Source organism: Mesorhizobium sp. M0293 (assembly GCF_040321735.1).
Taxonomy (GTDB): domain Bacteria; phylum Pseudomonadota; class Alphaproteobacteria; order Rhizobiales; family Rhizobiaceae; genus Mesorhizobium.
Genome location: NZ_JAMYSA010000097.1, coordinates 1 through 22,477 on the forward strand (window position 1 = coordinate 1; position 22,477 = coordinate 22,477).

At 62.6% G+C, this 22,477-nt stretch carries 19 protein-coding genes; 9 read left to right on the forward strand and 10 right to left on the reverse strand.

The genetic code is table 11. The annotated features are described in order from the left end of the window. The first annotated feature begins 276 nt into the window (after positions 1 to 276). Complete coding sequence (locus tag NKJ06_RS27065) at positions 277 to 1,023, forward strand: RlmE family RNA methyltransferase (protein WP_352635621.1); 747 nt, start codon at positions 277 to 279, stop codon at positions 1,021 to 1,023. A gap of 6 nt (positions 1,024 to 1,029) precedes the next feature. Here the strand turns inward: NKJ06_RS27065 and NKJ06_RS27070 are convergent, their stop codons facing one another. Beyond that, entirely contained in the window at positions 1,030 to 2,451 is a 1,422-nt protein-coding gene (locus tag NKJ06_RS27070) for an MFS transporter (protein ID WP_352635623.1), read from the reverse strand. Positions 2,452 to 2,741: 290 nt separating this feature from the next. Between NKJ06_RS27070 and guaB the strand changes: the two genes are divergently transcribed. Genes guaB through NKJ06_RS27085 form a run of 3 tightly spaced genes read left to right on the forward strand, consistent with a single transcriptional unit; the run spans position 2,742 to position 5,263 of the window. Next, positions 2,742 to 4,244 carry an IMP dehydrogenase gene (gene guaB / locus NKJ06_RS27075; protein ID WP_352635625.1) on the forward strand — a complete coding sequence of 501 codons (1,503 nt, stop codon included), beginning with the start codon at positions 2,742 to 2,744 and terminating at the stop codon, positions 4,242 to 4,244. Continuing rightward, complete coding sequence (locus NKJ06_RS27080) at positions 4,195 to 4,818, forward strand: hypothetical protein (RefSeq protein WP_352635627.1); 624 nt, start codon at positions 4,195 to 4,197, stop codon at positions 4,816 to 4,818. Before guaB ends, NKJ06_RS27080 begins: the two co-directional genes overlap by 50 nt. 25 nt (positions 4,819 to 4,843) lie before the next feature. Further along, positions 4,844 to 5,263 carry an MAPEG family protein gene (locus NKJ06_RS27085; RefSeq protein ID WP_352635629.1) on the forward strand — a complete coding sequence of 140 codons (420 nt, stop codon included), beginning with the start codon at positions 4,844 to 4,846 and terminating at the stop codon, positions 5,261 to 5,263. Positions 5,264 to 5,314: 51 nt separating this feature from the next. Here NKJ06_RS27085 and rnd read toward each other — a convergent pair whose 3' ends face one another. From rnd to NKJ06_RS27100, 3 genes are all read right to left on the reverse strand, one after another. After that, complete coding sequence (rnd, locus tag NKJ06_RS27090; RefSeq protein WP_352635631.1) at positions 5,315 to 6,466, reverse strand: ribonuclease D; 1,152 nt, start codon at positions 6,464 to 6,466, stop codon at positions 5,315 to 5,317. Between the two features lie 75 nt (positions 6,467 to 6,541). After that, on the reverse strand, positions 6,542 to 7,786 hold the full coding sequence (locus NKJ06_RS27095; protein ID WP_352811222.1) for an MFS transporter: 1,245 nt from the start codon (positions 7,784 to 7,786) through the stop codon (positions 6,542 to 6,544). A gap of 114 nt (positions 7,787 to 7,900) precedes the next feature. Next, complete coding sequence (locus NKJ06_RS27100) at positions 7,901 to 8,239, reverse strand: hemin receptor (protein ID WP_352811225.1); 339 nt, start codon at positions 8,237 to 8,239, stop codon at positions 7,901 to 7,903. A 308-nt stretch (positions 8,240 to 8,547) separates the two neighbouring features. Here NKJ06_RS27100 and aspS point away from each other — a divergent pair, with 308 nt between their 5' ends. Next, a complete protein-coding gene (gene aspS / locus NKJ06_RS27105; protein ID WP_352811238.1) occupies positions 8,548 to 10,338 on the forward strand; it encodes an aspartate--tRNA ligase in 1,791 nt (596 codons plus the stop codon). 114 nt (positions 10,339 to 10,452) lie between these two features. Here the strand turns inward: aspS and NKJ06_RS27110 are convergent, their stop codons facing one another. Further along, positions 10,453 to 11,643, reverse strand: a complete 1,191-nt coding sequence (locus NKJ06_RS27110; RefSeq protein ID WP_352811226.1) for an aq_1923 C-terminal domain — start codon at positions 11,641 to 11,643, stop codon at positions 10,453 to 10,455. A gap of 327 nt (positions 11,644 to 11,970) precedes the next feature. Here NKJ06_RS27110 and parC point away from each other — a divergent pair, with 327 nt between their 5' ends. Next, positions 11,971 to 14,223, forward strand: coding sequence for a DNA topoisomerase IV subunit A (parC, locus tag NKJ06_RS27115; RefSeq protein WP_352811228.1), 2,253 nt, complete (start codon positions 11,971 to 11,973; stop codon positions 14,221 to 14,223). Between the two features lie 236 nt (positions 14,224 to 14,459). Continuing rightward, positions 14,460 to 15,677, forward strand: coding sequence for an AI-2E family transporter (locus tag NKJ06_RS27120; RefSeq protein WP_352811229.1), 1,218 nt, complete (start codon positions 14,460 to 14,462; stop codon positions 15,675 to 15,677). 19 nt (positions 15,678 to 15,696) lie between these two features. On the opposite strand, the gene NKJ06_RS27125 is transcribed toward NKJ06_RS27120, so the two are convergent. The 3 genes from NKJ06_RS27125 to NKJ06_RS27135 form a co-directional block, all read right to left on the reverse strand. Further along, positions 15,697 to 16,593: a DMT family transporter gene (locus tag NKJ06_RS27125; RefSeq protein ID WP_352811231.1), complete on the reverse strand. Its 897-nt coding sequence runs from the start codon at positions 16,591 to 16,593 to the stop codon at positions 15,697 to 15,699. 128 nt (positions 16,594 to 16,721) lie between these two features. After that, positions 16,722 to 17,486 (reverse strand): arginyltransferase, encoded by a 765-nt coding sequence (locus tag NKJ06_RS27130; RefSeq protein WP_352635641.1) that lies wholly within the window; start codon positions 17,484 to 17,486, stop codon positions 16,722 to 16,724. A 140-nt stretch (positions 17,487 to 17,626) separates the two neighbouring features. Continuing rightward, the gene (locus tag NKJ06_RS27135; protein ID WP_109668557.1) at positions 17,627 to 18,097 is read right to left on the reverse strand and encodes an RDD family protein; all 471 of its coding nucleotides are present in this window, start codon (positions 18,095 to 18,097) and stop codon (positions 17,627 to 17,629) included. A 209-nt stretch (positions 18,098 to 18,306) separates the two neighbouring features. On the opposite strand from NKJ06_RS27135, the gene sthA reads away from it, so the two are divergent. After that, positions 18,307 to 19,695, forward strand: coding sequence for a Si-specific NAD(P)(+) transhydrogenase (gene sthA, locus NKJ06_RS27140; RefSeq protein ID WP_352811233.1), 1,389 nt, complete (start codon positions 18,307 to 18,309; stop codon positions 19,693 to 19,695). Positions 19,696 to 19,721: 26 nt separating this feature from the next. On the opposite strand, the gene NKJ06_RS27145 is transcribed toward sthA, so the two are convergent. Next, on the reverse strand, positions 19,722 to 20,390 hold the full coding sequence (locus NKJ06_RS27145; protein WP_352811234.1) for an alpha/beta hydrolase: 669 nt from the start codon (positions 20,388 to 20,390) through the stop codon (positions 19,722 to 19,724). Positions 20,391 to 20,592: 202 nt separating this feature from the next. Between NKJ06_RS27145 and NKJ06_RS27150 the strand changes: the two genes are divergently transcribed. Further along, entirely contained in the window at positions 20,593 to 21,795 is a 1,203-nt protein-coding gene (locus NKJ06_RS27150) for an OpgC family protein (protein WP_352811235.1), read from the forward strand. Positions 21,796 to 21,808: 13 nt separating this feature from the next. Here NKJ06_RS27150 and NKJ06_RS27155 read toward each other — a convergent pair. Continuing rightward, positions 21,809 to 22,477: substrate-binding domain-containing protein (locus NKJ06_RS27155; RefSeq protein ID WP_352811237.1), on the reverse strand; the 669-nt coding region annotated here is incomplete at its 5' end.

A 22,477-nucleotide genomic window follows, 5' to 3' on the forward strand; every position in this document is an offset into this window, starting at 1 on the left:
TTGATGTGCGTCGCCCTCGCATCCCCCCCTCTGGTGGTGTTGGGCACCCCGCCCCCCCCCCCGGCCGCTGTCCGCGCGCCCCACCTCTCCCCCGATCGACGGGGGAGAGGAAAGGCGCGAGGACGCCGGCCTTGGCACCCTTCCTCTCCCTCCGGAGGGGGGAGAGGTGGCTCGGCGAAGCCGAGACGGAGTGGGGGAAGCCGTTCACGAAACGCGCAGACGTCGAAAAACGGCCACAACTCGGCGAGTTAGAAAACTCGGACAAGAAATCAGGCAATGACCAAGAAACCGGAAAAACCAGGATCCGCCAGCATTCGCGTGTTGAAGACGCGGATCAAGAAGAAGAGCGGCCTGAAGGAATCGTCGCGCCGCTGGCTGCAGCGCCACATCAACGATCCCTATGTCCAGCGCTCCAAGGCTGACGGCTATCGCTCGCGCGCGGCCTACAAGCTGATCGAGATCGACGACAAGCATCATCTGCTCAAACCCGGCATGAAGGTCATCGACCTCGGCGCCGCGCCCGGCGGCTGGTGCCAGGTCGCGGCCGCGCGCACGAAATCGACGGCCGACAAGCCGCATGTCATCGGCATCGATTATCTGGAAATGGACGCCGTTCCCGGCGCACCGGTGCTGTTGATGGATTTCCTCGATCCGCTGGCGCCGCAAAGGCTGGCCGAGGCACTGGGCGGCGACCCCGATATCGTGCTGTCCGACATGGCGGCACCCACCACCGGCCACAAGCGGACCGACCACATCCGCACCATGCATCTGTGCGAGGTGGCGGCCGATTTCGCGCTGTCGGTCCTGAAGCCGGGCGGGCATTTCCTTGCCAAGACCTTCCAGGGCGGCGCCGAAAACGAGCTGCTCTCCATGCTCAAGAAGAACTTCCGCTCGGTGCATCATGTGAAGCCGCCGGCGTCGCGCGATGAATCGGTGGAGCTTTATCTCTTGGCCAAGGACTTCAAGGGGCGAGAGCCGCCGTCGGGCGGATTGGAACGTCCAGAGGGCGAGCCCGAAACTTAAGCCGCGTCAGTTGCCCGGCGGGCTCACCGTTTCCAGCGTCTTGGGTGTCGTCAGCCGGCCATGGCCGGAGACGGCGTTGCCGGCATCGGGCGCCAGCCGCATGAACGACAGGGACGCGACGGCGGAGATTGCCGCGACGACGAAAAACGCGGTGTGGAAATCCGCCAGCGTCAGTGACCGGCCGTGCAGGCCCGTGGACACTTCCAGGATGCCGCCGGCCACCGCCACGCCAAGCGCGATCGACAGCTGCTGGAAGACGGCGGCAATCGGCGTAGCCTTGCTGGTGTCTTCTGCCGAAACCTCGGCATAGGCGAGCGCATTGACGCCGGTGAAGAACATCGAGCGGATGAAGCCGCCGACGAGCAGCATGGCCAGCATCAGCAGATAGGGTGTGTCGGGTGTGAACAGGCCGTTGATGGCAATCGACGCCGCGGCGACCAGCGAACCGATAACCAGCATGCGACGGAAACCAGCGACGCGGAAGATCAGCGCGGTGACGAATTTCATACCGATGGCGCCGATCGCCGAGACGAAGGTGATCATGCCGGACTGGAACGGCGTCAGCCCGAAGCCGATCTGGAACATCAGGGGCAACAGGAACGGCACGGCACCGATGCCGATGCGGAACAGTCCGCCGCCAAGCACCGATGAACGGAACACCTGGTTGCGGAACAGTTCGAGCGCCAGCAGCGGGTTTTTGGCATGGCGCGCATGCAGCAGATAGAGCGTGCCCGACACGAGGCCAACCGCTACGGTGATGACACCGACGATTGGCGGCAGATAGGGCAAGCTGACCACCGACAGGCCGAACACCACGCCGGACGCCGCCAGCCCGCTCAGCACGAAGCCGATGAAATCAAGTGGCGGGGTCTGCGCGGGTTCGGTCTCCGGCAGGAAACGGGTCGCCAGCCAGATGCCGGCCACGCCGATAGGCACATTGATCAGAAAAATCCAGTGCCAGGTGAAGTAGGTGGTGATGAAGCCGCCGACGGGCGGCCCGACCAGTGGCCCGACCAGTGCCGGAACGGTCAGCCAGGACATTGCCGCGACGAGTTCGCTTTTGGGTGTCGCGCGAACCAGCACCAGCCGCCCGACCGGCGTCATCATGGCGCCTCCGATGCCTTGCAGGAAGCGCGAGACCACGAAAGCCGGTAGCGAACCGGAAAGGGCGCAGGCGATCGAGCCGACGATGAACACCGCGATCGCGGCACGAAACACATTCTTGGCGCCGAAACGGTCGGCCATCCAGCCACTGATCGGAATGAAGATCGCCAGCGAAACCAGATAGGCGGTCAGCGCCAGCTTCAGCGCAATCGGGCTGGTGTGAATGTCGATTGCGATCGCCGGCAGCGATGTGGCGATGACGGTCGAATCCATGTTTTCCATGAAAAGGGCGACCGCCAGTATGAGCGGGATGGTGCGGTTCAAGGAACGCGTCCAGACGTGAATGTTTGCGTCGCCGATTGCATGTCGGCCTTGAAGCCGGCGGTTACCATGCCTTCGCCTGGATGTCGCATTAATTTGCTGTCACTTTTGTGCGACCGGCAACCACAGGTGGCATCCCTTTGGACGAAAAGTCACCATTGCGGGAGCGCGAAATCATTGGCTTTTCATCGGCGCCGGGACGTGGTACCAGCCAGCGCCAATCCTGAAAGGGAAGAAACGAGTCGGCGCTGTCCATTCCGGTCCAGCGCTTTTTTGTATTCCGAGGACTGGCCATGGCAAAAATCATCGAAACGTCCACCGGCGCATTGGCGCTGACCTTTGACGACGTGCTGCTGCAGCCCGGTCATTCCGAGGTCATGCCCGGCGAAACCGATGTCCGCACCCGCATCGCCGGCGACATCGACCTCAATGTGCCGATCCTGTCGGCGGCTATGGACACCGTCACCGAGGCGCGGCTTGCCATCGCTATGGCCCAGGCCGGCGGCATCGGCGTCATCCACCGCAATTTCTCGCCGGCCGAACAGGCCGAGCAGGTGCGTCAGGTCAAGAAATTCGAATCCGGCATGGTGGTCAATCCCGTCACCATCGGCCCCGACGCGACGCTCGCCGACGCGCTGGGCCTGATGCGCAGCTATTCGATCTCGGGCATTCCGGTGGTCGAGAATGGCGGTACCGGTGGACACAAGGTCGGGCGGCTGATCGGCATCCTGACCAATCGCGACGTGCGCTTCGCGTCCGATCCGGCGCAGAAGGTCCATGAACTGATGACCCGTGACAACCTGATCACGGTCAAGGAGAATGTCGACCAGGACGAGGCCAAGCGGCTTCTCCATCAGCACAGGATCGAAAAGCTGGTCGTCGTCGACAGGCAGGGCAATTGCGTCGGGCTGATCACCGTCAAGGACATCGAGAAGTCGCAGCTCAACCCGCACGCCACCAAGGACGTGCAGGGCCGCTTGCGCGCCGCCGCCGCCACCAGCGTTGGCGATGACGGTTTCGAACGCGCCGAACGCCTCATCGATGCCGGCGTCGACCTTCTGGTGATCGACACCGCGCATGGTCACTCGCAGCGCGTGCTGGACGCGGTGACGCGCGCCAAGAAGCTCTCCAATTCGGTTCGCATCCTAGCCGGCAACGTCGCCACCGCCGCAGGCACGCAGGCGCTGATCGACGCCGGTGCCGACGCCGTCAAGGTCGGTATCGGTCCGGGTTCCATCTGCACCACCCGCATCGTGGCCGGCGTCGGCGTGCCGCAGCTTTCGGCGATCATGTCGGCGGTCGAAACGGCGTACAAATCCGGCGTTTCGGTGATCGCCGACGGCGGCATCAAATATTCCGGCGATCTCGCCAAGGCGCTCGCCGCCGGCGCGAGTGCCGCAATGATCGGCTCGCTGCTGGCTGGAACCGACGAAAGCCCGGGCGAGGTCTATCTGCACCAGGGCCGCTCCTTCAAGGCGTATCGCGGCATGGGCTCGGTCGGCGCGATGGCCCGCGGTTCCGCCGATCGCTACTTCCAGGCCGAGGTGCGCGACACGCTGAAACTGGTTCCGGAAGGCATCGAAGGGCAGGTTCCCTACAAAGGACCTGTGTCCGGCGTGCTGCACCAGCTTGCGGGCGGCTTGAAAGCCGCTATGGGTTATGTTGGTGGCCGCGACCTTGCCGATTTCCGCGAGCGCGCCACTTTTGTGCGCATATCCAATGCCGGACTTCGTGAAAGCCACGCCCATGACGTCACGATTACCCGCGAAAGCCCGAATTATCCCGGCGGAGCCTGACCAGTACGGGATCGGGCGGAACCTGACCGCAACGATCCTGCGGCTGTCACGCCATGTGGCCGCGCTCTGTTTCCTGTCGGCGGCGCTATTCATCGCCATGACGGCGATGGAATTCCTCTATTTCCGCCAGTTGAGTGGCGGCTTGCCGTCACTCGACATGCGCATTTTTGGCTTCACGCCCGACGAAGGCATGGCCTGGCTGACGGCGCTCGGCCGGCGCGGCGGCGAGATCATTCTCGTCTGGCACTATCTGACCTTCGATCTCCTGTTCCCGGCGCTGCTGTCGGTGACGCTAGTCAGCCTGATCCTGGCCACGGGCCGGCGATTGAAGAACTTCCGCGAGCTGCCGAGCCAACTGCAATCGATCTTCGCGCTGGTCCTGGTGCTGCCCTACACGCTTGCCGACTACGCCCAGAACATCGCGGTGGCGCGGCTTCTGTCGGATTTCCTGTCGGCCAACCCGGACTCGCTGTCCTTGGCCTCGGCGCTGACCGTCACCAAATTCGCGCTTTTCGCCGTCCCGGTGATCGTCATTGCCGCCTTCTGGCTGGCAGGCCAGAAACGCCAGGCTTGATGCCAGACGGGGCAGGGGGCACTTCATGAACCAGACCACGATCTTCTGGCCTGTTCTGGCGCATGTGCTGCTGATCTACATCGTCTATGTCGTCCTGGGTCGTCGCAGATACGGCGCGGTCAAGTCAGGCGAGGCCAAGCCGGGTCAGTACAAGGCGCGCTCGACCGAGCCGAGTTCCAGCTCTGCCGTTGCCGCCAATCTCATCAATCAGTTCGAGCTGCCGGTGTTGTTTTATGTGCTGTGCCTGATGCTGCACCTGACCAACGGCGTAAACTATCTGACTCTGGCGCTGATGTGGATTTTTGTCGCGTCGCGCTATTTCCATGCCTGGATTCACCTGACCAGCAACAATCTGCTGCTGCGCAGCCGCTCTTTCTTCGTCGGTGCGGTGGTACTTTTGCTGGGATGGATCTGGTTTGCGCTGCACCTGCTCGGAGCGGTTTGAGCCAGGGCAGTTCTCCCTTCTCCCACAAGGGGAGAAGGGAAGTCCGCTCGCCTAGAGGTCGAACAGCGCTATCTTGCGCTTGTCGAACTTGATGCCGATCTCGCCGCGCACCAGCTTGAGCGCTGCCTCGCCGAACACGGCGCGCCGCCAGCCCTGCAGAGCCTGTACGTCGGCATCCTCGCCCTCGGCCGCGATACGGTCGATGTCGTCGCTGGAGGCCAGCACCTTCGAGGCGACGCCTTCCTTTTCGGCGACGATCCGCAGCAGCACCTTCAACAGCTCCGCCGCCGCGTTGGAGCCCTCGGGCGGCTGGAAACTCTTTGGCAGTTTCGGCATCTGATCCTTGGGCAAGGCAAGCGCGGTGTTGACCGCGCCAAGCAGCGCCGTTGCCGTCGACGAGCGTTCCCAGCCCTTCGGCGTCGTGCGCAGCTTGCCAAGGGCTGCCACGTCGCGCGGCGCCTGCTGCGCCACCTCGTAGATCGCGTCGTCCTTGAGCACACGGCCGCGCGGCACGTCGCGTTCGCGCGCCTCGCGCTCGCGCCACGCCGCCACGCTCTGCACGATCGCAAGTTCCTGCGGCTTGCGCAGCCGCATCTTCAATCGCTTCCAGGCGTCCTCGGGATGCGGGTCATAGGTCTCGCGCGAGGTCAGGACCTCCATCTCCTCGTTGAGCCAATGAGCGCGGTTTTCCCGTACCAGCTCGGCGCTGAGGTGCTGAAAGACCTCGATCAGATGGGTGACGTCGGCCAGCGCGTAATCGAGCTGCTTGTCGGAAAGCGGCCGGTGGCGCCAATCGGTGAAGCGCGATGACTTGTCGAGCCGCGCGCCGGTGATGCGCTGCACGAGCTGATCGTAGGAAACGCTGTCGCCAAAGCCGCAGACCATCGCCGCCACTTGCGTGTCGAACACCGGATGCGGAACCAGATCGCCGAGATGGACGATGATTTCGATGTCCTGCCGTGCTGCGTGGAAGACTTTGACCACCGCCTCATTGGCCATCAGCTTGAAGAACGGCTTCAGGTCGATGTCTGGCGACAGCGGATCGATCAGCGCCGTCACGCCGGGTGCGGCCATCTGGATAAGGCACAGGATCGGCCAAAAGGTCGTTTCTCGAATGAATTCGGTATCGACGGTGACGAAATCCGACTTTTCGAAAGCGGCGAGAACGGTCTCGAGTTCTTTCTGGGTGGTGATGACGTGCATCAAATCGCTTTTGGCAGGAGTAAGGTCTTCCTAGATTTCAGCCGGCGGGGCTTTCGTCAAGCTTTGGCACCGTCGTCACGGCTCCGCCGGCCCATCGGAATCGCTGTTTCTTCTCGTCAGCCGTGCGAAAACCGTCGAGGTGCGCAACAGCGCGGTGAAGCGGCTGCGCCTTCCTGCCGGCACGCCGGACCGGGCCTGCATCCGGTAGAGGATGACGGCGATGAAGATCGCATAGACCGCGGCGCTGAATACAAACAGGGCGCCCGGTCCGAAATACTGCATCGCCGTCGAGGCGGCGAACGGGCCGCCAATGGCGCCGAAGGAATAGAACAACATCAGCGCAGCGTTGATCAGCACGAACTCGCCGGTATCGGCGCGGTCGTTGGAGTGCGCCGCCGACAGCGAATAGAGCGGCATGGCGAAACAGCCGAAGATGAAGATGAGGATGAAGTTTAGCAGCGGATTGTTGCCGGCGATGAACACCAGCGCCAATGCTGAAAACATCGCGCAGCAGGTCGTCATCAACAGCACACGGCGCCGGTCCCAGCGGTCGGAGAGGTAACCCAGCGGATACTGGATGATGGCGCCGCCGAAAATGCCGACGCTGACGAAGGTGACGACATCGGCGACCGACATGCCGATCTGCTCGGCATAAACCGGCGACAACGTGCGAAAGGCGCTGTTGGTGACGCCGACGGCGATGCAGCCGAAGCAGCCCAGCGGCGAAATCCGCCAGACGCGCGCCAGGTCGAGCTTGACGTCCTCGGGCGGCGTCGGGTTGGAGCGGTCGCCGAGCGAGACCGGCACCAGCGAGAGCGTGATCATCATCGACATGATGGCGAAGATGGCGAAACCGCCGGCGCCGAAGATCGGGATCAGGAACTGGGCACCGGTCACCGAACCAATATCGACCATCCGGTAGATCGCCAGCACGCGCGCGCGGTCGCGATTGCCGACGCCGGAATTCAGCCAGCTTTCGACGATCGTGAACAGCCCCGCAAAACAGAAACCGCCGGCAAAGCGCACCGCGCACCACATCACCGGATCGATGACCAGCACCAGGAGCAAGGTGCCGACCGAGGCGATCGCCGCCAGCGCCGAAAACGCCCTGATATGGCCAACCGCCTTCATGATGCGGGTGATGGCCAGGCAACCGAGCAGGAAGCCGGCGAAGTAGAAGGTGCCCATCAGGCCGATGTAGGAAGCTGAAAACCCTTCCTGCGCGCCGCGCAGCGCGATCAACGTGCTCTGCAGCCCATTGCCGCCAAGCAGGATGCCGGCGGCGAGAAGGAGCGGGATCAGCGGGCGGATGGAGGACATTAAGAGGCAATCACGTGTCGGTGATCCCTTCTTGAACCATCGCTTCCACCAACGCCAGCGGCAATCCTGGTGGCATAGTTCGAATTCGGCCTAGGCCGAGAACGGGTAGGCCGTTCAATCCGTGCTGGAATTCTGCAGCTTCAGCGACGCCGCATGTGCAACGAACGCTTCAACACTCTCCTTTGAATAGCCAAGGAGAGCACCCTCCAGTCTCGCCAGATCATTCGATGTGAAGACGTCAAAGGCTTCTCCGCTGCGACACATACGAGCGATCAGCAGGCTGAGCTTGCCGCGCCATTCCTCTGTCGGCAGGCAGTAGCAGCGTTCTTCCACGGACGTTTTGGGATCAACCTGGGAGAACTTCAGAATGCGGCCTTCGTCGACAAACGGCTTGAAATGCGCGTCTCCAACATCTTCGGCGTCCATGCCCGGTTCTGCCGCGAACAAGGCCATTGGCTTGTCGCTCCGAAGCATCAATTCCAACTCGCGGCCATTATGTGGCCCGATGCCCTTTGGCAGAGAGCGTTTTGGCACAAAGCATCTCCAAATCGTTTGATGACTGCATCGTCGCAAGAAACACTTCTGGCGGCAATGCATGAAGGCCGGCAAGAGACTTGGACACTGAAGGTCGAAACCAAGACGCAACCCGAAGCCAGCTTGCCTTGACAAATCCGGCCTCTCATGCGCTTTTCGCGCAAATTTTCCGGCCGGGCTGTAATGCTTCGGCCCGCAACCCAGCACCCCGGACTTTGCCAATGACAATGCACCGTTACCGCAGCCATACCTGTGCCCAGTTGAGGAAGAGCGACGTCGGCTCGACCGTTCGCCTGTCGGGCTGGGTGCATCGCGTGCGCGATCATGGCGGCCTGCTCTTCATCGACCTGCGCGACAATTATGGCCTGACCCAGATCGTCGCCGATCCGGATTCGCCGGCCTTCAAGGTCGCCGAGACCGTGCGCGGCGAGTGGGTCATCCGCGTCGACGGCGAGGTCAAGGCGCGCTTGCCCGAGACCACGAACGCCAATTTGCCGACCGGTGAGATCGAGATTTTCGCCCGCGAAATCGAAGTGCTGTCGGCTGCCAAGGAATTGCCGCTGCCGGTGTTCGGCGAGCCTGACTATCCCGAAGACATCCGGCTGAAATTCCGTTTCCTCGACCTGCGCCGCGAGACCCTGCACAAGAACATCATTGCGCGGACGAAAATCATCTCCGAGATGCGCAGGCGCATGGACGAGGTTGGTTTCACCGAATTCTCGACGCCGATCCTGACCGCCTCGTCGCCGGAAGGCGCGCGCGACTTCCTGGTGCCGTCGCGCATCCATCCCGGCACCTTCTACGCGTTGCCGCAGGCGCCGCAGCAGTACAAGCAGCTGATCATGGTGTCGGGCTTCGACCGCTATTTCCAGATCGCGCCCTGCTTCCGCGACGAGGATCCGCGCGCCGACCGTCTGCCCGGCGAATTCTACCAGCTCGACCTCGAAATGAGCTTCGTTGAGCAGGACGACGTGCTGTCGACCATGGAACCGGTGATGCGGGGCGTGTTCGAGACCTTCGCCACCGGCAAGCCGGTGACGCAGAACTTTCAGCGCATTCCCTACGACGTCGCTATGCGCAAATACGGCACCGACAAGCCCGACCTGCGCAACCCGATCGAGATGCAGACCGTCTCCGACCATTTTCGCGACTCCGGCTTCAAGGTGTTCGCCAACATCCTGGCCAACGATGCGAAGGCCGAGGTGTGGGGCATTCCGGCGAAGACCGGCGGCAGCCGCGCCTTCTGCGACCGCATGAATTCCTGGGCGCAAGGCGAGGGCCAGCCGGGGCTGGGCTACATCTTCTGGCGCAAGGAGGGCGACAAGCTCGAAGGCGCCGGCCCGCTCGCCAAGAACATCGGCGAGGAGCGGACCGAAGCGATCCGGCAGCAGCTCGGCCTTGCCGATGGCGACGCTGCCTTCTTCGTCGCCGGCGATCCGAACAAGTTTGTCTCCTTCGCGGGTGCCGCGCGCACGCGCGCCGGCGAGGAGTTGAACCTTGTCGACCGCGAACGTTTCGAACTGTGCTGGATCGTCGACTTCCCGTTCTTCGAGTGGAACGAGGAAGAGAAGAAGATCGACTTCGCCCACAACCCGTTCTCGATGCCGCAAGGCGGTATCGATGCGCTGAATGGCGAGGACCTGCTCGGCATCAAGGCGTTCCAGTACGACATGGTCTGCAACGGTTTCGAGATCGCCAGCGGAGGTATCCGCAACCATCTGCCCGAAACCATGGTCAAGGCGTTCGAGACGGTCGGGCTGGATCGCGCCACGGTCGAGGAGCGCTTTGGCGGCCTCTACCGCGCCTTCCAGTACGGCGCGCCGCCGCATGGCGGCATGGCTGCCGGTATCGACCGTGTCGTCATGCTGCTTGTCGGGGCGAAGAACCTGCGCGAGGTCACCATGTTCCCGATGAACCAGCAGGCCTATGATTTGCTGATGAGCGCGCCCTCGGAAGCGAGCCCGCAGCAGCTTCGCGAACTGTCGCTGCGCGTTGCTGCGCCCAAGAAGGACGCCTGATCGCGCTTCGGGCGATACTTTAAAAAACCGCCCGAACCGATTCTTTCGATCCGCTAATCCCAATAAAAAGCCCGGCATCGCTGCCGGGCTTTTCGCATCTTGAGGTCGCTTCGATCAGTCTTCGTTGGCCTTGACGGTGACGCCGAGCGTCTTCGGCAGGTCGAGCGGATTGGACATGGCGCCCGCCATGATCAGCGCGAACGGCACCGATGCCGGAGGTTCGGCCGAGATCTCGAGGCTCTTCGGATCGTCGAGATATTTGCCGACCGCGGCCGTGACCTGCGCCGTCAGTTCCGGGTTGTTGAGCTGCGCCATGCCGAACGGCACGATCGCCTTGGCCTGGTTGGCGATGTCCTTGCCGGACATGCCTTGCTGCTTGCCGACATAGTCCAGCACCTTGTTGGTCAGCGAATCGTCGTCGAAGCGGATCGAGGCGCCGTTGAACGAAAGCTGCTGCAACAGGCCGAGCATGGCCATGCCTTGCGCTGAATTGTCGGCGCCTTCAGGCTGTGCCGCCATCTTCTTCTGCATTTCCTGCAGCGACTTGATGAAGTCCATCGTGTAGCCGCCGAGATCGAAGGTCATTCCGAACGTGCCGGCATTCTCGACGGAGATGTCGTATTTCGACAGTTCCATCTTTCCATCCGAAGGCTGCCAGGTGCCGGCCATCTCGAGATTGCCCGCGATGTTCTGGTAGCCGAGCGCGTTGATCACTTCCTTGGACTTGGGATCGTCGACCAGCGTCAGGTCGGCGTTGAACTTCTCCGTGGTGGCGGTGAATTCCATCGCCTTGCCGTCCGCCGGCGGAGTGATCTCGATGGCAAGCCCGTCCATCGAGAAGGCGGTCTTGTCGGCGACCTTGACGGTCATGTTCGAGAGTTCGGCAGACTTGTACATCATCAGCGAGCCCAAGGGGCTGGTCGCGCCGTCGGCCGGAACGGACATGTCGTGGATGACGAACGGGCTGAGATCGAGAGTGACGCCGTCCTTGCTGTGCTGGAAGGCAGCCGTCGACACGGTGGCGATGTCATAGCCGCCATTGGCCTCGGTGACGCCTTCGAGTTTGACGTCGCCGATGGGGAGCGCTTCCTTTTCCGCCGCCGGTTTGATGGCAACGCCCTGCAGCACCATGCTGGTGTTGTCACCGGTCACGCCGGTCCAGGTGATGTCGACGCCCTGGGCGGAAAGTGCCGCCTTCAGCCGGTCGGCAACCGCCGCATCCTGGGCGAGGGCGGCGTTCAGCGGCAGTGTGAGCAAAAAGGTAGAAAATGCGAATTTCTTGAGAGTTGAGCGTTTGATTGTCATCGCAAGGTCCCTGAGAGTGTCCTGAAATTGTTTTTTCAATTCTTTGCGCCATCACCATTCCGTGACGAACTGGACGGGAAAAAGGCGTGTCCCGGCACAATGGTCAAAAATCACGGCGAAAGGCAAACCCGATCCCACCGTCTATGTGCGAACCGGCTAATTTATCATGAAGAGCCGGTGGGCGATATCATCGCGCTCGGCCTTAGAACCCGCATGTAACAGGCTGATGTTGGTCGATATCCCTTGGCGCACGGTTTCATGTTGCAGAAGGTCCGGCATAGCTGCCTGCCTCTTGCCGCGAATCACCCGCTCGGCTAGTCCCAGCCCATGGGAAAAAGGCTTTTGCCGCCTGAAAATGGCGGTGGCGATCATATCGAGCCGGTCGATCTGAAGAAGGCGCTGGAAGAGCGCTATCTTGCCTATGCGCTGTCGACCATCATGCACCGGGCGCTGCCCGACGTGCGCGACGGACTGAAGCCGGTCCATCGCCGTATCATGCACGCGATGCGCCTGCTGCGCCTCAACCCCGATCAGGGCTTTGCCAAATGCGCCCGCATCGTCGGCGAGGTGATGGGCAAGTTCCACCCGCATGGCGACCAGTCGATCTATGACGCTCTGGTGCGGTTGGCGCAGGATTTTTCGATGCGCTACCCCCTGGTCGACGGACAAGGCAATTTCGGCAACATCGACGGCGATAACGCCGCCGCCATGCGTTACACCGAAGCGCGCATGACCGATGTGGCGACCGAACTGCTGTCCGGCATCACCGAGGACGCCGTCGACTTTCGGCCGACCTACAATGAAGAAGACGAAGAGCCGGTGGTTTTGCCCGGCGCCTTCCCGAACCTGCTGGCCAACGGCTCGTCCGGCATCGCGGTGGGCATGGCGACATCGATCCCGCCGCACAATGCGGCTGAGCTTTGCGACGCGGCGCTTCACCTGATCGAACATCGGGACGCGCCGGTGGCGAAGCTGATGGACTTCGTCCAGGGCCCGGATTTCCCGACCGGCGGCATCATCGTCGACAGCCGCGCCTCGATCCTCGAAGCCTATGAAACCGGCCGGGGCGGCTTTCGCGTCCGCTCGAAATGGATCCAGGAGGACCAGGGCAGGGGCACCTGGAGCATCGTCGTCACCGAAATTCCCTATGGCGTGCAGAAGGCGCGGCTGATCGAAAAGATCGCCGAGCTGTTGATGGCGCGCAAGCTGCCGCTGCTCGAGGATATCAGGGACGAAAGCGCGGAAGACATCCGTGTCGTGCTGGTGCCGAAGAGCCGCTCGGTCGACCCCGGCATCCTGATGGAATCGCTGTTCAAGCTCACCGAACTCGAAAGCCGTTTTCCGCTCAACATGAACGTGCTGTCGCGCGGCAAGGTGCCCAATGTGCTGTCGCTGAAGGGCGTGCTGCAGGAATGGCTCGAGCATCGCCGCGACGTTTTGGTCCGCCGCTCGAAACACCGGCTTGGTGAGATCGAACGGCGCCTGGAAATCCTTGCCGGTTACCTGATCGCCTACCTCAACATCGACGAGGTGATCAGGATCATCCGCGAGGAGGATGAGCCAAAGCAGGTCATGATGGCCCGCTGGTCGCTCACCGACACCCAGGCTGAAGCCATCCTCAACATGCGGCTGCGCGCTCTGCGCAAGCTGGAAGAATTCGAGATCCGCAAGGAATTCGACGGACTGAGCGCCGAGAAGAAGCAGATCGAGGCACTGCTTGCTTCGAACGAGAAGCAGTGGGCGACGATCAAGTGGGAAGTCACCAACATCCGCGACAAGTTCGGTCCGGAGACCGAGCTCGGCAAGCGCCGCACCCAGTTCGCCGATGCGCCCGAGCATGATCTGACCGACATTGCGCACGCCATGATCGAGCGCGAACCGGTCACCGTGGTCGTCTCGGAAAAAGGCTGGCTGCGGGCGATGAAGGGGCATCTGGCCGACCTCTCGACGCTGACCTTCAAGGAGGGCGACAGCCTCAAGCTCGCCTTCCATGCCCAGACCACCGACAAGGTGCTGGTCTTCACCACCGGCGGGAAGTTCTATACCATCGGTGCCGACCGGCTGCCCGGCGGCCGCGGCCATGGCGAGCCGATCCGCATCATCGTCGACATGGACAATGATCAGGACATCGTCACCGCCTTCGTTCACGATCCGAAGCGCAAGCTGCTGTTGGCCTCGCATGACGCCAACGGCTTCATCGTGCCTGAGGAGGAAGTCGTCGCCAACACCCGCAAAGGCAAGCAGGTAATGAACGTCAAGGCGCCGGACGAAGCCAAGCGCTGCATCCCGGTGACGGGTGATCATCTCGCCATCGTCGGCGAGAATCGCAAGATGCTGGTGTTCGCGCTCTCCGAAATTCCGGAGATGGGCCGCGGCAAGGGCGTGCGGCTGCAGAAATACAAGGACGGCGGCCTTCTCGATCTCAAGCCGTTCACGCTGGAGAGCGGGCTCTCCTGGCAGGATTCAGCCGACCGCACCTTCACAAGGTCGCGCGAGGAACTGGCCGAATGGATCGGCGCCCGCGCCTCGGCCGGACGCATGGTGCCGAAGGGATTCCCGAGGACGGGGAAATTCGGGTAGCTAATCTCCCCCCTCGAGGGGGAGATGTCGCCAAAGGCGACAGAGGGGGTCGGTTCGACCGGACGCGACCTCCTATCGCAGACGGAGGAGGCTGGCGCTTCATGCGCGGCGACCCCCTCTGGCCTGCCGGCCATCTCCCCCTCGAGGGGGGAGATCCCTGACCATTTGGACTATCGTCACGATTGCTGCACTATGTCAGTTCATAAGCGGGAAGGGTGTTTGAGAGAGGCAGGCGTTTGAAGGAATCCAGAATCCAGAAACCGGAACGACAGCAGCGCTTGTTCGGCCTGTCGACGCCGCTGCGGGCCGCCGTCATTCCGCCGCTGTCGGCGGCGCGCTGGCTGCTGGTGCTGATCGTCGCCGCCGGCGTCTATTTCTTCCACGGCTTCCTGTTTCCTGTGCTGGCGGCGCTGGTCATCGCCTTCGCCAGCTGGCCGCTCTACCGCCGCCTGCTTGTCGCGGTCGGCGGCAACCGCACCATCGCCGCGACCTTTGCCATCCTCTTCATCCTCGCCTTCCTGGTGATACCGATCGCTCTCGCCGGCACCTATGCGATCAACGAGGTCCGCGAGTGGGTCGCCTGGGCGATCGAGACCAACCGGCATGGCGCGGTCACGCCGCACTGGATCGCCACCATGCCTGTCGTGGGCGAGTGGCTGAACGAGCAATGGACGACCAATTTTGGCCATCCCGGCGGCATTGGTGAACTGATCCAGCTGGTCAGCGGCGCCAACATCGGCAGCATCTATCGCGGCGTGCTGGCCGCCGGCGGCAGTGCCTTCGGCCTGCTCCTGACGCTGCTGTTCATGATGATCGCGCTGTTCTTCGCCTATCGCGACGGCGAACACTTTGCCGGCCAGGTCGACCGCCTCGGCGAACGTATCCTGCCGACCAGATGGGAGCGGATCTCGCGCGTCGTGCCGGCAACGATCTCGTCGACCGTGACCGGCATGACCGTCATCGCCATCGGCGAAGGCCTGGTGCTGGGCGTTGCCTACTGGCTGGCCGGCGTGCCGTCGCCGGTAACGCTCGGCGCCCTGACCGGCGTCATGGCGCTGATCCCCGGCGGCGCGCCGCTGTCTTTCACGCTGGTCTCGATCTATCTCGCCGCCAGCGGATCGCCGATGGCCGGTCTGGCGCTGTTCCTGTGGGGCGCGGTCGAACTGTTCATCGTCGACAAGACATTGCGCCCGAAACTGGTCGGCGGGCCGATAAAACTGCCCTTCCTGCCGACCTTTTTCGGCCTGATCGGCGGCGTCAAGACCATGGGGTTTCTCGGCCTGTTCATCGGCCCGGTGCTGATGGCGCTGCTGGTCGCGATCTGGCGCGAATGGTTGCGTGAGGTGGAACTGGCCGACGAAATAGCTCCGGGCTCGCCGGCCGAAATCGAAGCCGGCCCACAGATCGAGGCGCTGCCGGAACCTGACTTGGCCAAGAAGGAGGCCAGCGCCTGATCTCGAAAGCCGGCTTGCTCTACACCGGATGATGCACCGCGAGGTCGCTACGGCGCTTGCGTCCCTCGTGCAACTGCCACAGGGAATGGGCGATCAGCGTTACGATCAGGATCCCGCCGCCGATCAAGCTGTTGCGCGTCGGCGTTTCGTCGAAAATCATCCACACCCAGATCGGCGCCAGCACGGTTTCGAGCAGGTAGAACATCGCCACTTCAGGCCCTGATATGTATTTCGGCCCGTTGGCGAGGCAGAAGAACGCTATCGGCATGATGACGGCGCCATTGAGGATGATCCACCATGGCGCCTCCACCTGAAAGCCGGTCCTGGAGACCATGAACGCCGCCAGCCCGAAGGGCAGGATGACGCCGATCAGCGCGGTAAAGCCCATGTCCTTGCCGCTGGCGCGCGAGATGGTGATGGCGCAAGCGATCAGGAAGGCCGAACACAACGCCATCACGTCGCCGAACAGGTATCCGGTGCCGACGGAATCACCGACGATGATGGCGACGCCGACGATCATCATTGCCAATGCTGCAAGGGTCAGCGGTCGGGGCCGCTCCTTCAGAAACACCCACGACAGCAGTGCGGCGAACATGGTGGTGAAGGCCAGGATGAAAACCAGGTTGGCCGTCGAGGTGTTGTAGACGCCGGTGATGAAGGCGATAGCGCCAAGCCCGTAGATCGCGGCGACGATCAGGCCCGACCAGCCAGGGATGAGCTGTGGCGCATTTTTGCTGAACGAGCGCCAGATGGTCCACACGATCAATGCCGCAGCCAAGGTGCAGGCGGTGCGCAGCAGCAGGATCGTCCACGCCTCGCCATGGGCGAGCCGGATCAGCGGGATGTCTACGGTCAGCGTCAGCCCGCCAAGCGCGGTGAGCAGAAGTCCTTTGGTGTGAGCATCATGAGACGACATGCTGTGACTTTCGCAATGAATTCGTGAGTGGCGGTGGATCGGCGCAATTGCACACTCGCCGCCAAGCAGCGGAAAGACCCAGCGTCATCTCGGTTGAAAATATTTAGGCTCGGATTTGGGAAGAGTAACTAGCGTAAAACCGCTTCATTGGTGTAGCGCTCCCAGCCTTTTGGGCCGAGATGCTCCTGCGGCATGAAGCGCATCTTATAATTCATCTTGCGCGAGCCGTTGACCCAGTAGCCGAGGTAGACATGGGGCAGGCCCATCGCCCTGGCGCGGGCGATGTGATCGAGGATCATGAACGTGCCGAGCGACCGCTCCTCGAAATCGGGATTGAAGTACGAATAGACCATCGACAGGCCGTCGGCCATCTTGTCGGTGAGCGCCACCGCGATCAGCTCGCCCTGTCCCTTGCCGGTGATGAACGTGTCGGGCCCGCGCCGCCGATACTCGATCACCTTGGTGTCGACATGGGTATCCTCGACCATCATGGCATAGTCGAGCACCGTCATGTCGGACATGCCGCCACGGCGGTGGCGAGCATCGAGGTAGCTGCGGAACAGGGAATATTGCTCGGTCGAGGGCTCTGCGTTGTGCATGTAGCCGACGAGATCGGAATTGTGGTGCAGCACGCGTTTCATGTTGCGGCTGGCGACAAATTCCTGGGCGAGGATGCGTACCGAAACACAGGCACGGCAGGTTTCGCATGCCGGCCTGTAGGCAATGTTCTGCGAGCGCCGGAAGCCGCCTTGCGTCAGCAGGTCGTTCATCTCCGCGGCCTTGTCGCCGACCAGATGCGTGAACACCTTGCGCTCGAACTGGCCGTCGAGATAGGGGCACGGCGATGGCGCGGTCAGGAAGAACTGCGGCGACTGGGTCGGATGCTGCGTCATCGAGCCTTGGAAACACTCCTTCGAATCGCTCTACCTTTGGCGCGGACGGCGAAAAATTCAACAGGATTGTGAGGGCGTGGTTGACTCGGCGCCTTCACATTTGCGCTTTATCGGTTGCGACTGCTCTTCAGAGGGCCGTTTCAGCGGTCGGTGCGGCTGACGACCGTGCCAAGCAAAAGGTCGTGCAAGGTGCGCTTGCGGTCGGAAAACAGCGTCACCAGCAGCACCAGCGGCGACAGGATGACGTTGCCGGCCCAGAACAGTACCGAATGGACGACGGCGGTAAGGCCGTCGATCGGCCTGCCGTCGAGCCGGTCGAGCCGGATGCCCATCATCTTCATGCCCGTGGTGGCCTGGTCGGTGCTGCCCAGCGTGTTCCAGATGTAGAGAATGGCGACGGCCGGGACCAGGACGCCGAACAGCATCCAGCCGAGTCCGAGGGTCAACAGCCCGAGGAAGAACACCAGAATGGCAAACGGAATGGTAAGCAGCGCGACGATGACATAGTCGATCACGAAGGCCAGGATGCGCTTCGTGCGCACGCCGTCATAGGCCCTGACATCGTCGAGCCTGCTGGTGATGATTTCGCCGTCGAGAACGCGGGCGTTCATGTCATTTCCTCGTAACAGGGGCCCGGCATAGGGTGCGGGCCGCTCATCAATGAAATGGTGAGAGCTTGTGGCGGAATCAAGATCGGGCTTTTTGCGACGCGCAAGCTCGAACGATGCGGGACGCGATCTGAGTCGGTTGAATTTGCGGCGCGGATGGCATTAGCTTGCTGCGGCGCAACAAACCGCTCAGGGGTAGGGGACGGGGCAAGATGGACTATGACATGCTGGTCATCGGCAGCGGCCCTTCCGGCCGCCGCGCCGCGGTGCAGTCGGCCAAGCTCGGCAAATCGGTGCTGGTGGTCGACCGCGGCAGGCGTCTGGGCGGCGTCTCCGTGCATACCGGCACCATTCCGTCGAAAACGCTGCGCGAGACCGTGCTCAACCTGTCAGGCTGGCGCGAGCGCGGCTTCTACGGGCGCGGCTACCGGGTCAAGCAGGATATCTCGGTCGGCGATCTGGTCGAGCGCCTGCACAAGACACTCGACCACGAAGTCGAGGTGCTGCAGCACCAGTTCATGCGCAACACGGTCAAGAGCGCCCGCGCCGCGGTGAAATTTCTCGGCCCCAACAAGGTCAGCCTGACCACCGATACCGGCGATTACAGCGAGGTCGGTTTTGCCAATGCACTGATCGCGGTTGGCACAAGGCCGCACCGGCCGCGCGAGGTGCCTTTCGACAAGACCCGCGTCTTCGACAGCGACGAGATGCTGGAACTGGATCGTTTGCCACGCACGCTGACCGTGATCGGCGCCGGCGTTATCGGTGTCGAATATGCGACGATCTTTTCGGCGCTCGACGTGCCGGTGACGCTGGTCGAGCCGCGCAATTCCATCCTCGATTTCGTCGACCGCGAGATCGTCGACGATTTCATCCACCAGATGCGCGATCGCGGCATGACCATCCGGCTGGGCAGTGCGGTCAAGGAAATCCGCTCCAAGCCTGATACCGCCGAGGTGGAACTGGCCGATGGCCGCACCATCCGTTCCGAGGTCGTGCTCTACGCCGCCGGCCGCACCGGCAATGTCGGCAGCCTGGGTCTGGATGTCGTCGGCATCGATGCCGACTCCAGAGGCCGCATCAAGGTCGATCCCCAATCCTTCCAGACCAGCGTGCCCAACATCTATGCCGCCGGCGACGTCATTGGTTTTCCAAGCCTCGCCTCGACTTCGATGGAGCAGGGCAGGGTGGCGGCCTGCCATGCGTTCGGCGTGCCCTTGCCGCCGCCACCGGAAACATTTCCCTACGGCATCTATGCGGTGCCGGAAATCTCGACGGTCGGCCAGTCCGAGGAACAGGTGCGCGAGAGCGGTGCGGCCTATGAGGTCGGCGTGGCGCGTTTTCGCGAGACCTCGCGCGGCCACATCATGGGCGTCAACACCGGTTTCCTGAAGCTGTTGTTCTCGATCGAAACGCGCCGCCTGCTCGGCGCGCATATCGTCGGCGAGGGCGCCACCGAGCTCATTCACATCGGCCAGGCGGTGATCAATCTCGGCGGCACCGTCGACTTCTTCGTCAACAACACCTTCAACTATCCGACGCTCGCCGAAGCCTACAAGATCGCCGGGCTGGATGCCTGGAACAGGATGGGAAGAGGGTAGGCAGGCTGGTCATGCTGGTGAGCCAGTCAGCTTGCCTGCGTCACCGCCGCCGATCCCGACAGCCATTGCCGGACGATCACCGCGTCGGCGCTGCCGAATTCGTGGCCCGATGGAACAATCCGGGCATCGATCTCGGCGCCGTGCCTGCTGAGCAGCGTGACGAGTGCCGGCGCGAAGGGCGCGTAGGTGAGATCCGCTGCGCCGGCGATCATCAGTACCCGCACTTTTGACAAATCCGTCGCCGGCACATCGTCGAGCACCTGCATCGGCCGCAGCAGTGTGGCGCGTTCGACTAGGCCGGGATGCAGCAGCATCAGGCTCGAAACCAGATTGGCGCCGTTCGAATAGCCAAGGAAAGTCGTGCGGGAAAGGTCGAGATGGTGGCGCGCGGCCACGTCGGTGACGAAGCCCGCAAAGGCATCGGTTTCGGTGCGGATGCTCTGCTGTTCGAAGCGCGTCGGCGTGATGCGCGAGAACCAGCGGAAACCATCCTCCTGGACGACGCGGCCGCGCACCGCGATCAGCATGGCACGCGGCGCTACCTCTCGTGCCAGCGGCACCAATGTCGTCTCGTCGACGCCCGACCCATGCAGCAGGAAGAAGCATTCGCCAGTTGAATCCGCCGGGCAGTAAAGGCGATAGGGGAAGGCGAGATCACGCTGTAACGCACCATCTTGTGAGGTCTCTTCAGTCATGCCTCATCCTTTTGATTTCATGATGACTTCGGTCAGTTTGCCGGCTTCAAAACGTAATATTTTCAAGCTCCGCGAAAGTTGATTGAACCGGGCGCACTACAGTCCGTTTCTTCGCCGATAACATTCCTTCGGGAGGAATCGAAGCGGTGCGCCGGGGGTCGCATTGCCGGTATGAACAACCAGCTTTGAGGCCTTTTTGTCGATGACCACCCAGATTTCCCCAGACCGCGATGCGCGTGTCTCGGAGCGCGACACGCGTATCGATGTGATCCGCGCTCTCGCTCTGCTGACCATCTTTGTCGACCATGTGCCGGGTACCGCCTTCGAGTATCTGACTTACAAGAATTTCGGCTTTTCGGATGCGGCGGAGGTCTTCGTGCTGATCTCCGGCATCTCGGTCGCGCTCGCTTACGGAAAGAAATTCCGGCCTGGAAACCGGCTGCTGGCAACATTGAAGATGTGGCGCCGCGCCGGTGTGCTCTACGCCGCCCACATCGTCACCACCATGGTGGTGATGGCGATCTTCTGCGCCGCGGCGGTGTTCGCCAGGCGACCGGAGCTTTTGACGATGATCAACATCGAGCCGTTGATCAAGAATGCGCCGCAAGTGCTGATCGGCATCGTGACGCTTGGCCACCAGCTCGGCTACAACAACATCCTGCCGGTCTATACGGTGCTGCTCTTGCTGACGCCGCTTTTCCTGCTCTTCGTCAGCTATCGGCCGGTCTTGGCACTGGTTGCATCCGGCGCGCTGTGGCTGGTCGCGGGAATTTACCAGATTGCTCCGCCCAACTATCCCGAGCCCGGCTTCTGGTTCCTCAACCCGCTGTCGTGGCAGTTCCTTTTCAACATCGGCCTGGCAGGCACGCTGCATGTGCGTCGCGGTGGCACCATCCCGGTCAATCGTTGGCTGGTCGGTGCCGCCTTGGCTTACACCGCTGTGGCACTGGTCTGGGTGCACAGCCCGCTCTGGGGGCATATCTCCTGGTTTGGCCTGTCTCCGGTGCTGACCGGCTTCGACAAGACGTTCCTGTCACTGCCGAGGCTGCTGCATATATTGGCGGTGAGCTACCTGATCGTGGCATTCCCGGCCATCTCGAACCTGTTCCGCGCCGGGCGCGATCATCCGCTTGCCATACTGGGCAAACGGTCGCTGCCGGTTTTCATTGCCGGCACGGTGCTCGCAATGGCGGCGCAGGTGCTGAAGCTGATCAATCCCGGTGGGTTTGCCTATGACAGCCTGCTGATATCAGCCGGCATCGCCATGCAGTTCGCGCTCGCCTACTATCTCGAATGGCTTTCAGGCCTCGGCTGGTCCGGGAAAAGCGGGCCGGCGCGCAACGCGGCACCGCCCATCCATGCGCCGTTCGGCATGTCGTCGATGGCGCCAAGAATGGGGCGCTGACGGGTCGGGCGTTTCAGGCGGGTGAGGGGCCTGATGAAGCTCGCACCACGAGCTCGACCGGCAGCGATTGCCGGCTGGTGGGCGAGCCGTCATTTTCAAGGATCGCCTTGACGGCAAGGCGGCCCATCTCGGCGATCGGCTGGACGATTGTTGTCAGCGGCGGCTTGGAAACCGCTCCTTCCGGGACGCCGTCGAAGCCGACGATCGAAACGTCGCCCGGCACCGTGATGTCATGCTGTCGCAGCCAATCCAGCGCATGAAGTGCGATCCTGTCCGACATGGCCAGGATGGCGGTCGGTGTCTCGGCGCCGGCGAAAATATGATCGAGGCCGGCCCATACGCTCTTCTCGTCATTGGTCGTTTCATAAATAGGCACTTGCAAGACGTCGATGTCGACGCGGGAGAGTTCCGCGAAGTAGCCCCGCAGGCGGTCGCGCGTCCCGGAATAGAGGGCCTTCTCCATCTGCTCTCGCGTGGTCGGGCCGAAGCCGGCGTCCGCGCAGGGCAGGGCAAGCACGGCAAAGCGACGATGCCCAAGCTCGGTCAGATGGCGGGCCGCGGGGCCTGCCCCCGCGCTGTTTTGCACACCGCTAGCCGCGACGGCCGCGGCGGCGTCGTGGGAATCCCGAACGCGCGCCACAAAGGGGAGGTTTGGGTCCCCCGCCCGTTCGACCACGTTTTG